Source organism: Gracilibacillus boraciitolerans JCM 21714 (assembly GCF_000521485.1).
Classification (GTDB): Bacteria; Bacillota; Bacilli; order Bacillales; family Amphibacillaceae; genus Gracilibacillus; species Gracilibacillus boraciitolerans.
Genome location: NZ_BAVS01000036.1, coordinates 16,976 through 30,025, shown reverse-complemented (window position 1 = coordinate 30,025; position 13,050 = coordinate 16,976). Strand labels below are relative to the sequence as shown.

Annotated in this window: 14 protein-coding genes, 2 pseudogenes and 1 riboswitch; of the genes and pseudogenes, 1 reads left to right on the top strand and 15 read right to left on the bottom strand. The window is 36.5% G+C overall.

The window, feature by feature from the left end:
* Positions 1-168: 168 nt before the first annotated feature.
* From JCM21714_RS15610 to JCM21714_RS15580, 7 genes and pseudogenes are all read right to left on the bottom strand, one after another.
* Positions 169-381, bottom strand: a complete 213-nt coding sequence (locus JCM21714_RS15610) for a YdbC family protein (protein WP_035725719.1) — start codon at positions 379-381, stop codon at positions 169-171.
* 15 nt (positions 382-396) lie between these two features.
* Positions 397-1,562, bottom strand: a pseudogene (gene trpB / locus JCM21714_RS15605) (tryptophan synthase subunit beta).
* Positions 1,563-1,703: 141 nt separating this feature from the next.
* Positions 1,704-3,185, bottom strand: coding sequence for a sodium:solute symporter family protein (locus tag JCM21714_RS15600; RefSeq protein ID WP_035725717.1), 1,482 nt, complete (start codon positions 3,183-3,185; stop codon positions 1,704-1,706).
* A gap of 321 nt (positions 3,186-3,506) precedes the next feature.
* Complete coding sequence (locus JCM21714_RS23250; protein ID WP_268748380.1) at positions 3,507-3,641, bottom strand: hypothetical protein; 135 nt, start codon at positions 3,639-3,641, stop codon at positions 3,507-3,509.
* 150 nt (positions 3,642-3,791) lie between these two features.
* Positions 3,792-4,184 carry a hypothetical protein gene (locus JCM21714_RS22250; RefSeq protein ID WP_235182954.1) on the bottom strand — a complete coding sequence of 131 codons (393 nt, stop codon included), beginning with the start codon at positions 4,182-4,184 and terminating at the stop codon, positions 3,792-3,794.
* Positions 4,184-4,822, bottom strand: coding sequence for an LLM class flavin-dependent oxidoreductase (locus tag JCM21714_RS22245; protein WP_235182953.1), 639 nt, complete (start codon positions 4,820-4,822; stop codon positions 4,184-4,186). The genes JCM21714_RS22250 and JCM21714_RS22245 overlap by 1 nt, the downstream gene beginning before the upstream one ends.
* Positions 4,823-5,050: 228 nt before the next feature.
* Positions 5,051-5,422, bottom strand: coding sequence for a cupredoxin domain-containing protein (locus JCM21714_RS15580; RefSeq protein ID WP_035725704.1), 372 nt, complete (start codon positions 5,420-5,422; stop codon positions 5,051-5,053).
* Positions 5,423-5,752: 330 nt separating this feature from the next.
* Between JCM21714_RS15580 and JCM21714_RS15575 the strand changes: the two genes are divergently transcribed.
* Complete coding sequence (locus JCM21714_RS15575; RefSeq protein WP_035725701.1) at positions 5,753-6,532, top strand: thermonuclease family protein; 780 nt, start codon at positions 5,753-5,755, stop codon at positions 6,530-6,532.
* A 183-nt stretch (positions 6,533-6,715) separates the two neighbouring features.
* Here JCM21714_RS15575 and JCM21714_RS24495 read toward each other — a convergent pair whose 3' ends face one another.
* From JCM21714_RS24495 to JCM21714_RS15540, 8 genes and pseudogenes are all read right to left on the bottom strand, one after another.
* The gene (locus JCM21714_RS24495) at positions 6,716-6,988 is read right to left on the bottom strand and encodes a hypothetical protein (RefSeq protein ID WP_369403629.1); all 273 of its coding nucleotides are present in this window, start codon (positions 6,986-6,988) and stop codon (positions 6,716-6,718) included.
* A 13-nt stretch (positions 6,989-7,001) separates the two neighbouring features.
* Positions 7,002-7,385, bottom strand: coding sequence for an ATP-binding cassette domain-containing protein (locus tag JCM21714_RS24490; RefSeq protein WP_369403628.1), 384 nt, complete (start codon positions 7,383-7,385; stop codon positions 7,002-7,004).
* 70 nt (positions 7,386-7,455) lie between these two features.
* On the bottom strand, positions 7,456-8,214 hold the full coding sequence (locus JCM21714_RS15565; RefSeq protein WP_084040894.1) for an ABC transporter permease: 759 nt from the start codon (positions 8,212-8,214) through the stop codon (positions 7,456-7,458).
* Between the two features lie 140 nt (positions 8,215-8,354).
* A complete protein-coding gene (locus JCM21714_RS15560; RefSeq protein WP_035725695.1) occupies positions 8,355-8,648 on the bottom strand; it encodes an MTH1187 family thiamine-binding protein in 294 nt (97 codons plus the stop codon).
* Positions 8,649-8,663: 15 nt separating this feature from the next.
* Complete coding sequence (locus JCM21714_RS15555; protein ID WP_035725692.1) at positions 8,664-9,638, bottom strand: ABC transporter substrate-binding protein; 975 nt, start codon at positions 9,636-9,638, stop codon at positions 8,664-8,666.
* A gap of 88 nt (positions 9,639-9,726) precedes the next feature.
* Positions 9,727-9,838, bottom strand: a riboswitch (TPP riboswitch).
* Between the two features lie 99 nt (positions 9,839-9,937).
* Positions 9,938-10,539: pseudogene (gene wrbA / locus JCM21714_RS15550) on the bottom strand (NAD(P)H:quinone oxidoreductase).
* Between the two features lie 139 nt (positions 10,540-10,678).
* Complete coding sequence (locus tag JCM21714_RS15545) at positions 10,679-11,659, bottom strand: DUF4362 domain-containing protein (protein ID WP_235182955.1); 981 nt, start codon at positions 11,657-11,659, stop codon at positions 10,679-10,681.
* A 73-nt stretch (positions 11,660-11,732) separates the two neighbouring features.
* The gene (locus JCM21714_RS15540) at positions 11,733-13,031 is read right to left on the bottom strand and encodes an arsenic transporter (protein ID WP_035725688.1); all 1,299 of its coding nucleotides are present in this window, start codon (positions 13,029-13,031) and stop codon (positions 11,733-11,735) included.
* Positions 13,032-13,050 lie beyond the last annotated feature (19 nt).

The following is a 13,050-nucleotide window of genomic DNA, read 5'->3' as shown; positions in this document are numbered from 1 at the left end:
CCGCACCCCCCTAGGAAAGGGAGTGTTTTTCCGCAGCGTAGGATTACAGTTATCAAAATACTGTCGTGAAAGATTTACTTCGCAGTTTAGTTATTTTTTTGTATTTTGTTATTGAAAAAGGGAATAGAAAAACCCGGATCCCTTTATGTTAGGATGCCGGGTTTTCTTTTATTTGCTGATAAAATTGTTTAGCTGTTGCCATTCTTCAGAGGATAAAGTTACACCTTTACCCATTTTTTCATGATCTGGTGACCAATCACGGATATCGTACTTCGGTTCTCGCTCATTCCAACTAATCAAATTGACTTCTTTTTTCCATCCAGTTGATGATTCAGAAAGCGTCACAACATGTTCGATTATTTCAAATTTTATACTTGCCATGCGCACTCACCCCCCCTATTCATTTGGTCCATGTTCCATTTCGAATACTTGCTGGACATCTTTATCCCCCCCACGTCCTGATAAATTAACAATAATGATATCCTCTTGTTCTAATTCTCTTGCTAATTCCAAGGCATATGCAACGGCATGTGCGCTCTCTAATGCAGGGATAATTCCTTCTGTTTCCGATAAGACTTTAAAAGCTGCTAATGCTTGCTGACCAGTCACTGTTACATATTCTCCTCTACCTGTCTCTTTCAAGTAACTATGCTCTGGTCCTATTCCAGGATAATCTAATCCTGCAGCAATGGAATACGTCGGTTTTGGATTACCTTCTTCATCTAAAAGCGTTAAACATTTAAATCCATGGATAATAGCTGGCACCCCCCTTCTGTTAAAGATGGAGCTTCAGCTGGTTCTACTCCAATGAGACGTACTGCTTCTTCTTCAATATAATGAGCAAAGGCACCAATTGCATTACTTCCTCCGCCTGTACATGCTACAACTGCTGTAGGTAACTTACCTTCTTTATCTAGTATCTGACGCTTTGATTCTTCACTGATCACTGATTGAAAGAATTTAACCATTGTCGGAAATGGATGTGGACCTACCGCAGAACCCAATAAATAAAATGTATTCTGATAGTTCTCTACTAAATCACCCAACGCGGCATCCACTGCGTCCTTTAAGCGACCTTGTCCAGCATCAACACTTACTACCTTTGCACCTAGCAGTTCCATCCTAAAAACATTTAATGCTTGGCGTTTCATATCATGTTTTCCCATATAAATGATACAATCCATACCAAACATCGCACAAGCTGTAGCTGTGGCTACGCCATGCTGTCCCGCTCCAGTCTCGGCTATTACACGTTTTGCTCCCATCCGCTTTGCTAAAAGAATTTGTCCTATCGCATTGTTAATCTTATGCGCACCGGTATGATTTAAATCTTCACGCTTTAAGTATATTTTTGCTCCGCCTTGATTTTCTGATAGATTCCTTGCATATGTAAGTGGATTTTCTCTACCTACAAACTCTGCTAAAACTTCTTTAAATTCTGTTAAAAAAGCAGGATCAATTTTAGCTTTTTCAAATTCATTTGCTAACACATTTAATACATTCGTTAAATCTTCAGGTACGAAACTTCCACCAAATTGTCCAAACATTCCTGCTGTACTCATTATATATCTCCCCCCCTTTTCTTTACACAATTCTATTTTAAGGGAAGCAAAGAGAAGATACAATTTATTTTTAGAAAATTCAAAACTCAACGCTGAAACCTTTCATCAAAAAAGTAGTCGATCAACAGACCGACTACTTTTTTATGTTAAACTATGATTCTTTTTCATTTTACCCTTTACGAATTCAATAAACTCTTCCGCTTTCTGATCTGGAGCTTTCGATAATAAACTAATTATGATAAATAGGATGGTCGATAGGATGATTCCCCCCCATATACCTGATTTTAATCCAAATAATAATCCTCCAGTTGCTTCAATTATTATCACGACAATACTACTTACTGAAACACTGACTATAACACCTGCTGCTGTACCTTTTTTCCAGAAGAAAGTTCCTATAATTGCCGGAACAATCACTATTAAGCCTGCAGAAGAAGCAACAGATAATACAGCTATCAAATCTAGTTGTAGTTGCGCAAAGAAGAAGGCTAATACTGCAATTACTGGAATGACAATTTTGCCGACCCACAATTGCTTTTTATCATCCGCATTATTGTTTACATTACGATAGACGTCTCTTGAAAATAAAGAAGACAATGTTAACAATATCGAATCAATCGTTGATATAGCAGCCGCCATAATACCGACCATCACCATTACACCTAAAATTGATGGTACTAAATCAGATGATAATAGCATCGGTGTTGCTAAGTCAGCATTCTCTAGATTCGGAAATAAAATAGAAGCTGAGAAACCCCAAATAACAGATACAACCGTATAAATAAATCCAAAAATCAAGAATCCGAGTAACATATGACGCATACTCTTGAGAGAAGCTGGCATAAATAATCGTTGACTAACTTGCGGATTGGAAATACTAAAGAAAAACCATGGAATTGTTAACCCTAAGAACGTCCAAAAATTAAAGAAACCATTTCCAGGAACCGCTAATGCACTCGCATTATTTTCTTCGATCGATGTGAAAAATCCACTAATACCGCCAAGTCTATTTATAATCAGGATAACAACAATAGTTGAGGTAATGATCATTAGTAAGGATTGAAGTGAATCTGTCCATGCTACCGAGCGAATTCCTGCTATGTAGGAAAAAATAAGTGCTAATACGGTTGCTATAATTACTCCGGTGGTATACGGAATCGCATTATCTGTTACACCCTGTAATAAATAACCAATACCTGTTAGCTGAACTGCACTATATGGAATAAGGAATAAACAGCTTGAAATAGCAGCAATCACTGCTACCCATTTATTCTGATAACGATCTCCCAGCATTTCAGACGGTGTGACATAACCATATTTTTTCCCTACTAACCAGAAACGAGGTCCAAAGATAGCAACAAGAGAGACACCCATAAAATATATAATCTCAAATCCAAATGCACCAACACCGCCGTTATACGTCAGACCTGCTAATCCTACTAACATAAATGCACTGTAGGTAGTAGCACTATAGCTTAATGCTGATACAAAACCATTTAGTTTTCGTTCACCCAAAAAATAGCCAGTCATACTATTTTGCTTACCATTACGTGATAAAAAGGCAATAAATATTGCAATAATCACGTAGATCGCAATTGTTGTCCAAACTAAAGTTGTACTCATTTGTCATCCCTCCAGCTTTTCGTTAAAAAGTAATTCACTAAAATAATAAGAATAGCTAATATCGACCAAAGAAGAAAACTGCCATACCATTTAGTGACATTACTTAGGAAAGTGTAAGGAATAAGATAACCCAGAAAAACAATAATTAAAATAATAAGTCCCCATATTTTTTCTTTTCTATTCACTTGTTCTCACCTAACCTTTCATGTTCTGCTTACTATTATACATAATATATTACAAGTGTAAAGACACATGTAAAAAATAAAAAGCATTAAATTATTAAATAATTCAATGCTTTACAATATTGAAAGATTTTTCACACTATTTTTTATTATTATAATTTTGATTACTAGCATTTCGACGAATGCGAATATTATACCAAATCAATGCAAACGCAATAATAAAAATAATAATTGCTGGAACATGAATAACACCTGTTAAATCTAAAACCATCATAATTACTAAAGCAGTTAATAATGGTATTCTAATTTTATTATAATACATAATATCCCCCCTTTAAACCGCTTTCAATCTTTTCTTATCATAGCATATTATCAAGATAAATGATACTTTTTCCCTTTTGAGAGAAGTAAATCGCAAGACATGCTATTGATATAAATGTTTTTTCACTTCGGGCATCACATATTCTACTAATAAACGGATCGTTTTATTAACAGATGCAAGATCCTGTCCGCCAAAATCCACTTGAGCATAAAAGCGATCATGTTTAAATAACTGATGTTGATAGACAATCTTTTCGACGAGTTGCTTTGGAGTACCTACAAATAGAGAAGATTCCTTACTGGTAATAAATCCAATATCTGTTCTAGCAACTCCCATTGCTCCTCCAATCCCCTGCTTGGTTAGATGTTTCCAATAGCTTGCATAATAAGGATAAAATTCTTTGTTTATTTCTACTTCTGTCTCACGAATAAAAGTATGACCAGCTATACCAATCATCGGCATAGTTCCTGAATAGTGATCACGATAGGCTTGCACTAAAGGCTGATACTTCTTGCTATACCTCCTATCATTACAACGGTTAAACCGCAACCCTTTTTTCCTGCACGTATAGCACTTTCCATCGTTCCTCCTACTCCTATTGATATCGGTAGTTTCGTTTGGAATGGTCGAGGGGGGGCTATTTCAGCATGAGTTAATGCTGGTCTTAAATTACCTTTCCATATTATTCGTTCTTGTTGGTTTAATTGTAAAAGAAGATCTAAATGCTCATCAAAAAGCTGATCATATTTTCTTTCGTCATAACCGAATAATGGAAAAGACTCTACAAACGCACCACGTCCAGCAGTAATTTCAGCACGACCTTTCGATAATAAATCAAGTGTAGCAAAATCCTCAAATAATCGAACTGGATCGGTAGTATTTAATAAAGACGTTAATGCCGTTAACTTAATATCCGTAGTTGTTTGTGAGATGGCAGATAACATCATTTGTGGAGATGAAACGGCATAGTCCAAACGATGATGCTCGCCTATTCCAAAAATATCAATACCTATTTCATCTGCATATCGCGCCATATCTACAATCATATCAACCCGTGCATTTACCGAATTTGTTTGTTTTGTTAGTGGATTTTCAAGTATTTCTGTTAACGTGTATACCCCCCCAAACTCCATCACTTTCTTCCTCTCTATTTGGTATATAAATAGTACACTTTTTTCTGAAATATATCCTTGTTAAAAAAGGTCCCTACTCTTCTTCTTTTCAAACAGCTTGAAGAAGCTATAATCCTTGATGCTCCAATAATTTTAACACAATTAATGATTAGAGAAGAGATTTTTCAAACTTATAAAATATTTGATCAGAAAAAAAGGTTCCCTTACTGTTAAGGGAACCTTTTGTTCTTATTCAACGATTAATGTTGCAACCATATCATCATGACCTGTACCACACATAACACTACAGCGTATCGTATATTCACCAGGTTCTAGCGTAGCAGTAGCAGAACCTTCTGATTCAAGTTGAATATCAGTTCCTTCTACCTCCAAGCCATGAAAACCTTCTTCATTGGTAAGATTTACTGTAACCTCACCTGCTGGAACGGTATATTCTTCCTGATCAAATTGCCAGTTGGAAGCTTTAACTTCAACTACTTCACCATTTCCACTAGCTTTATCTTGACTTTCATTTGCATTTTCCTGATCATTCCCGCCACTGCAAGCTGCCAGTATAAGAACAAGTGATAATGTTGCTAGACCTAATAATAATTTTTTCATGTTTTTTCCCCCCCTTTCTGTTTATACAACTTCCATCAATATGATATAAATCACACACAGTTAATATTTATGCTAGACCTAGCGCAACTTTTGAAACATCTGATGGTTATAGTATGTCTCATTAGTTATTATACTAGTAAGTAACTTTATATATCTAGTATATCGTTACTTATTTCACATAAGTTTCATATTATAGGTAGATGAGGAGAAAGGTTTATTAGTCAGCTTTTTTGTCAATGGCCATTACGGGCTTCCTTTATAGCAATATCTATTCCCTTATAGTAAACTATTTCTCAGAGTGCACATTAACAGCAGGGGGGGAGTTACAACATGTTTTTTTATAAATTACTGACGAATTTACTATTAATTTTTTTATTTCTAACCGGATGTGGTACGATAACGGAAGAACCGATTGATGATAACAAGAATCAAGTCATAAAAGATGAAAAAGTTGAGATTGAAGATAATGAGGAAAACTCTAACGCTAAACAAGTGGAAGACAAGGATATTAAGAAAAACTTTACCAAGGCGAAAGTCAATCGTGTAGTTGATGGCGATACTGTCAATATTCAAGTGAATGGTAAAAAGGAAACTGTCCGACTTTTATTAGTGGACACTCCTGAAACAAAACATCCTAATTTACCTGTACAGCCTTATGGTCCAGAAGCATCTGATTTTGCTGTTGAGATATTGGCGGGAAAAGAGATACAAATTGAATTTGATGGACCTATGCGTGATCATTATGATCGTTTGCTTGGATACATATGGGTAGATGGCGAGAATTTTAATAAGATGTTAATTGAAGAAGGGTTGGCACGTTATGCATATGTGTATGATCCTCCTTACACTCATCAGGATGAAATGAAACAAGCAGAACAACAAGCAATGGAAGCAGGTATTGGTATTTGGAGTATGGAAGGTTATGTTACAGATGACGGTTTTCATATTGAAAAAGAAGTTCCTGAATCTGGCACAAACGGAAATCAAGATGGTATTTATTTTGCAAATTGTTCAGAAGCACACAAAGCTGGTGTGACTCCTTTATATGAAGGCGATCCCGGATATGGATCCCATATGGATGGGGATGGGGACGGTATAGCTTGTGAATAGGTTTTTAATTTTATTGAAAGTGTACTAGTTATCATCTCCAGGCTAACGCCTAATATCTCATAAAATTCCTTTGTAGTACCTGTAACCAAGTCTTCCACACTTTGCAGTGGCATATCTTTTATCGCGCTGATCACTTTGAAAGTTTGTTTTATCATGATGGACCAGCCTATACGAATATACACATCAATCATTCAGCACACCTCGTAATGTTTGATAGATTTCTTTTTTAACTAGTAGAAATTCTGGTGTTAACGTTAATTCTTCCCGTCTAGGTCGTTCAAAGTCTATGTTGATTTCTTTAATGACTTGTGCTGGCTTCGATCCTAGGACTAGAATTCTGTCTGAAAGAAAGATAGCTTCTTCGATATTATGCGTAACAAATAATACGGATGGGCGTTCTTCTTCCCAGATTGATAATAACCATTTTTGCATATCAAATCTTGTAAATTCATCCAATGCAGAAAATGGTTCATCCAGACAAATAAACGATTGTGGACTTAATATACTTCTCACAAAGGCGACACGCTGACGCATACCCCCCAGATAATTCGTGTGGGTATGCATTCGTATAATCTGCCAAACCCACTCTTTCCAGCATATGGATTGCTTTTTCTTTATCTGGTTTTTCATATAATTCCACGCCTAGAATAACGTTTTCTAATATGGTTCGCCATGGCAATAAAGAAGGTGTCTGTGGCATATAGCTGATATATCCCTTTTGACCACTAATTTCTTTACCATCCAAACGAATAGTGCCATGATCCGGCTTAAATAATCCTCCGATCAGATGAAAAATCGTACTTTTACCACTTCCTGAAGGACCAAGTAAAGATACAAATTCTCCTTCATTCACATGGAAACGGAGCTGCGCAAGTATCTTTTCTGAGCCAAATTTTTTGCAAGCTGATCTATTTCTAATATACTCATCTGTTACTCTCCTCACTTGGTCGCCATTTCAAAATCAATCGTTCCGCGGTAATGATAATAGCAAAAAAGATTAAACATAACATCATAATAAATAGTATCGCTACAAAAACCCGATCTGTTCGAAATGAGGAAGAGGCTAGTGTCATATAGACACCGATCCCCTGATTTGCACCAAGCCATTCAGAAATGACTGCGCCCATCACGCTATAGGTTGCTGAAATTTTCAAACCTGAAAACAGCTGTGGAATCGCATGTGGCAGTTCTAGTTTAGTGAAAATCTGCTTTTTAGTTGCCCCTGCCATTTTCATATAATGAATCAGTTCTGGATTTGTTTGTTTTAAACCATCTATGGTCGCCACCGCAATTGGAAAAAAACAGACCAGTGTAATGATTAACAGCTTAGGAGTGACACCAAAGCCAAACCAAATTACTAATAATGGTGCCAAGACGATAATCGGTATATTTTGCGATAATATCAGCAATGGATATAATGCTTCTCTCACTCTCGGTAAAAGATGAAGCAGAATCGCTATTAGAAGACCAACCGTTACACCGATAGCAAAACCGCTGATCGTTAAAAATATTGTTGAAATAATATGATGATTATAATGATGCCAATTCGTAAAAGCTTCCTGTAGTATTACGGTTGGTGCCGGGAGAATCCATGTCGGTATATGTAATAACCGACTGGCTATCTCCCAAATAATAAGAATGCTAACGATGACAATGATAGCAGAATATGACTTTCTAAACATAGACATGCTCCTATTTTATGGCCACTTTTTTATGTTTTATGGCCACTTTTAGTCATTTTATGGCCACTTCCAAGCACTTTCTGGCCACTTTTTGACCTTTTATGGCCACTTTAAAGGATTATATGGCCACTTTCCAGATATTAATGATATTTCGCTGTTAATTCATGCATTGATGCTTGCTGATCTGCTCGTGAATAAATCTTTACTTGTGAAATAACACTTGGACAGTCTAAATCATGCATGCGCTGATTCATTTTTTCGATAATGGCAAGTAAGTGAGACAACTCACCTTCCATTGTTGTTTCTAATGGATTGACTTGATATTTTACTCCCGAACTTTCTATTACCTTAATTGCTTCATCAACAAAAGGAATCGAATCTTCTCCTTTTGGTGTTTTTGGAATGATTTGAATACTGACTAAAGAATTTGCCATGTTTACTCTCTCCTTTTATTCTGGTAAATACTCATTTGTAAATGCTGATTCAACATCTAATTCGCTATCTAATAAATTATTTTCATACATCCAATCGGCGTAATTACTCCACACTTCCTCTGTTTGAATGCCCCATCTTGCTGCATCATCCTGATATTTTGGTGAAAGCCATTCCTGACTTGCATGTACTAATTCTTCATCAAGATCTGGTACTGCTTCTACTAAAATATCAGCAGCATCGTTTGGACTTTCTATAGCAAATTGATAACCTTTTTCCAGAGCGGATAGCATCGCTTTGACGGTTTCCGGATTTTCTTCTATCATCGTTTCATTTGTCGTAATGACAGGAGTATAGTAATCTAGTTTTTCGGAATAATCAGTGAGATAAAGCATGTTTAATTCTACTCCACGAAGTTCTGCTTCCACACCAGTCCAACCATAATAAATCCAGGCAAAATCAACGTCACGCTCTACTGCGGTAAAAAAGTCGGTGTTACCCATATTGATGATTTCGACCTCTTCTACGGTTGCATCTTCTTGATTCATCAACGAATCAATTACGGCTGCTTCTACGGGCGCTCCCCAGCCGCCATATGTTTTTCCCGAAAAATCTGCTGGCGATATAATTCCTTTTTCCTTTGGCGCAGCAAATCCAGAAGTGTTATGTTGAATAACTGCTGCAATTGACACAATCGGTATATCCTGTATACGTGCTTCTGTAACTGCTTCTTGAGCGCTTATTCCAAATTGTGCTTTACCTGTTGCAACTGTTTGATCTGCACCTGCTTCTCCAGGCATCACAATTTCGACATCCAGACCTTCTTCTTCAAAAAAATCTTCTGCTTGTGCCACATATAATCCAGTATGATTTGTATTCGGTGTCCAATCTAATACAAACGTTACTTCATCCAGCTTATCTGTGCTATCTTCATTACCACATGCTGCTAAAATAAAAATACACCCCACGAAAATTAAAGCTAAATTTTTCATTTTCAACATCCCCCCTAATATTTATCTTTTTTAGAGGAACATACAAGAATGCGCCCTAGACAGATTGTCGTCGAGGGCGCATATAGATTCTAATATCTTATATGTTCCCTACGCTGGTCCTAACCAGATCAGGTTCCAAGAGTCAGTATCTTTACGGATACTATCTCAACCGGCAACACCGGTCCCCCCTACATTTTTACTATGGAAATACTATCTTTTACTTTGACATAAATCACAGATTTCTTCAAGTTTTTCGATGTAAAAAAACCACATTGAAAAATAAAGTCTGTTAATTGTTACTATCCATGAATTTTGCTAGCTATTTCTACTAGACGTTTTGCTTGATGTTTCACGGATGCTTGAACGTCTTCCACCATCGAACCATCTTCCTGACTCTGAGTCACACTTGTTCCGTATGGATTTCCTCCAGCAGCAAAGATCGAATCATCTGAATATCCTGGAGGTACAATGATAGCACCCCCCCAGTGCATCATTGCCGTATATAAATTTAAAATTGTCGCCTCTTGTCCTCCATGTGAATTTGAGGCCGAAGACATTGCGCTAACTACTTTATTTACCGTTTTTCCTGTAGCCCAAAGCCCACCTTGCATGTCTATGAACTGTTTCATTTGCGATGGAAGTGTACCAAAACGTGTTGGTATACTGAATAAAATGGCATCAGCCACTCAATGTCTTCAGAAGTAGCAACAGGGATATCCTTTGTATCTTCCAGATGTTGTTTCCATCCTGGATTTGATGCGACTGCTGCTTCAGGCGCAGTTTCAGCTACTCTAACAAGCTTAGCTTCTGCTCCTGCCTCCTTAATTGCTTCTTCTGCCCATCTTGAAAGTTGATAATTAGTACCAGTTGAACTGTAGTATACGATAGCTACTTTTACCATTGGTAAACATACTCCCCCCCTTTTTTAAAAGTTTATTCTATATTGATTTACCCAATCATTGGACAACCTATACATTATTAAATTAATATCTCATATTCGAGATAAATACTCAAATAAAAAGGAGCACTTACCTCCTTTTTTATTCGATTTTAATCCCAGCATTTATATACGTATTATATCGTATCAGATTTCCTTCTAGATAATAGTCAAAGCGAATTTCTGCCATTTTGCCCATTAACACAAGCACACCCTCAGGTGCTATCATACTCATTGACATGACAGATTGTAGTTGACCCTCTTTAATTTGATTGATGATCTCTGCTTTTTTTGTCTCATCAGTTGTATCCAATAAGACTTTATCATTCATTTTTACTACAATCCGTTGATAAACTTGCTCTGGAATAATGATGTCAGCAAAAGGAGCATTTGCGACCTGCAGTTGACCACCTTCATTATCACAATTTTGCAGATCAAAAGATAAGATTTTTTCTTCCGTTAAATAATACTCAAATAACTGACAGCCAACTTCTTTTACTCTATCTTCCACGCCAAATTCATCCTGTGTTGCGTCAATATAGACTTGGTAACTGTCATTCTCATATTGTAGATTATAAAAGATAGGATCTCCTTCAGTCGTGTATCTAACTAATCTCAGATTTGTATTTTCATCTTTTTCACTTTTTTGTCTAAATATTTCTAACTGGATTAAGTTTGAATAATCGCCATGCATATCGATCAAATCGTTTTGTTCATCTATCTCACGAGAAATTTCAATTGCTGCACTTTGACCTGGATATGATTCAGCAACCGTTCCATGTGTAACCGTTATTTTTTCACCCTCTGTTAAAGATGTGAAGAGACTTTCTTCTATATCCTCTATACTAAAGTAAATAGCATTCCCGGCCTGTTCATACACTTCTTCAATAGGAATTTCATCAAACGATTGATCTAAGCGATTTTCAATGACTAATACCTGACTATCATCTACATTTGCCACATAACCAGTCATCTGATTTTGATCTTTCTCTGATTGATTAGTTGGTTTCTCACCATTTACATTCCCGTCATTTGAGGCTGTACCGCATGCAACGATAAATAATAGTAATAACCCACTAAGCACATATTTCAAGTTAACCGACCCCTTTTTTGGTCTATTTATAATATTTGTCGGTTAAGCTTCAAAAAGGTTACATTTAAAATAATAAAAGGGTAAGATATAAGCCAACTAATGTAATAAATAGAATTGGCACTGTTAAAATAATACCTGTTTTAAAGTAGGCACCCCCCCATGATATTTTAATACCTTTTTGTGATAAAACATGTAACCATAATAAAGTTGCCAGAGAACCTATTGGTGTAATCTTAGGACCCAAATCAGATCCAATCACATTGGCATAAATCAGTGCCTCTCGTAGGACACCGGAAGTATTTGTTTCAGCAATCGCTAACGCATCGATCATAACAGTAGGCATATTATTCATAATGGATGAAAGAATAGCAGCGATAAATCCCATTCCAATCGTAGCGCTAAATAATCCTTGATCAGCACTCCACTGAATTAAACCTGCTAACACATCTGTTAATCCCGCATTTTTTAAGCCGTATACAACCACGTACATTCCAATTGAGAAAAAGACAATTGCCCATGGTGCTCCTTTGACAACAGCAGTCGTATTCACAGCTTGACTATTCCGAGCCATGATTAGGAAGAAGATTGCTATTATTCCTGCGATAATCGATACCGGTACCGCGATAAACTCACTTATAAAATAACCAACTAATAGAATACCTAACACATACCATGATAAATGGAACATCTTGATATCCTTAATTGCTTCAGCTGGCTTTTTGAGATGCTCCAAATTATAAGTTTTAGGTATATTCCTTCTAAAATATAAATAAAGAACGGTGATGGTCGCGGTGATAGCAAATATGTTTGGAATCACCATTCTTGAAGAATATTCAACAAATCCGATATCAAAGAAGTCTGCCGATACAATATTTACAAGATTACTTACAATTAACGGTAGTGATGTCGTATCAGCGATAAAACCACTTGCCATGATAAATGGAAAGACCATCTTTTCTTTAAATTGCAAGTTTCGAACCATAGCCAAAACGATTGGTGTCAGAATTAATGCTGCACCATCATTAGCAAAAAAGGCTGCTACTACCGAACCAAGCAAACTTACATATACGAACATTCTAATACCATGGCCTTTTGCAAGACGAGCCATATGTAAGGCTGCCCACTCAAAAAAACCAATTTCATCGAGAATTAAGGAAATAAGAATGATGGCAACAAATGCTAGAGTTGCATTCCATACGATTCCCGTAACTTCCCAAACATCTGAAAATTCTACTACACCAAAAACTAACGCAACGATAGCTCCACCACAAGCAGACCAGCCGATTGATAAATTTTTAGGTTGCCATATAACGAATACTAATGTTGCAATAAAAATTAAAATTGCAGCTACAATGTCAAACAAAATAAACTCCCCCCTTATT

Coding starts and splice junctions, on each gene's coding strand:
- JCM21714_RS15555 (WP_035725692.1), bottom strand. CDS start 9,638: ATGAAAAATTTAGCTTTAATTTTCGTGGGGTGTATTTTTATTTTAGCA.
- JCM21714_RS15575 (WP_035725701.1), top strand. CDS start 5,753: ATGTTTTTTTATAAATTACTGACGAATTTACTATTAATTTTTTTATTT.
- JCM21714_RS22245 (WP_235182953.1), bottom strand. CDS start 4,822: ATGGAGTTTGGGGGGGTATACACGTTAACAGAAATACTTGAAAATCCA.
- JCM21714_RS23250 (WP_268748380.1), bottom strand. CDS start 3,641: ATGATGGTTTTAGATTTAACAGGTGTTATTCATGTTCCAGCAATTATT.
- JCM21714_RS15560 (WP_035725695.1), bottom strand. CDS start 8,648: ATGGCAAATTCTTTAGTCAGTATTCAAATCATTCCAAAAACACCAAAA.
- JCM21714_RS15565 (WP_084040894.1), bottom strand. CDS start 8,214: ATGTTTAGAAAGTCATATTCTGCTATCATTGTCATCGTTAGCATTCTT.
- JCM21714_RS15610 (WP_035725719.1), bottom strand. CDS start 381: ATGGCAAGTATAAAATTTGAAATAATCGAACATGTTGTGACGCTTTCT.
- JCM21714_RS15580 (WP_035725704.1), bottom strand. CDS start 5,422: ATGAAAAAATTATTATTAGGTCTAGCAACATTATCACTTGTTCTTATA.
- JCM21714_RS15600 (WP_035725717.1), bottom strand. CDS start 3,185: ATGAGTACAACTTTAGTTTGGACAACAATTGCGATCTACGTGATTATT.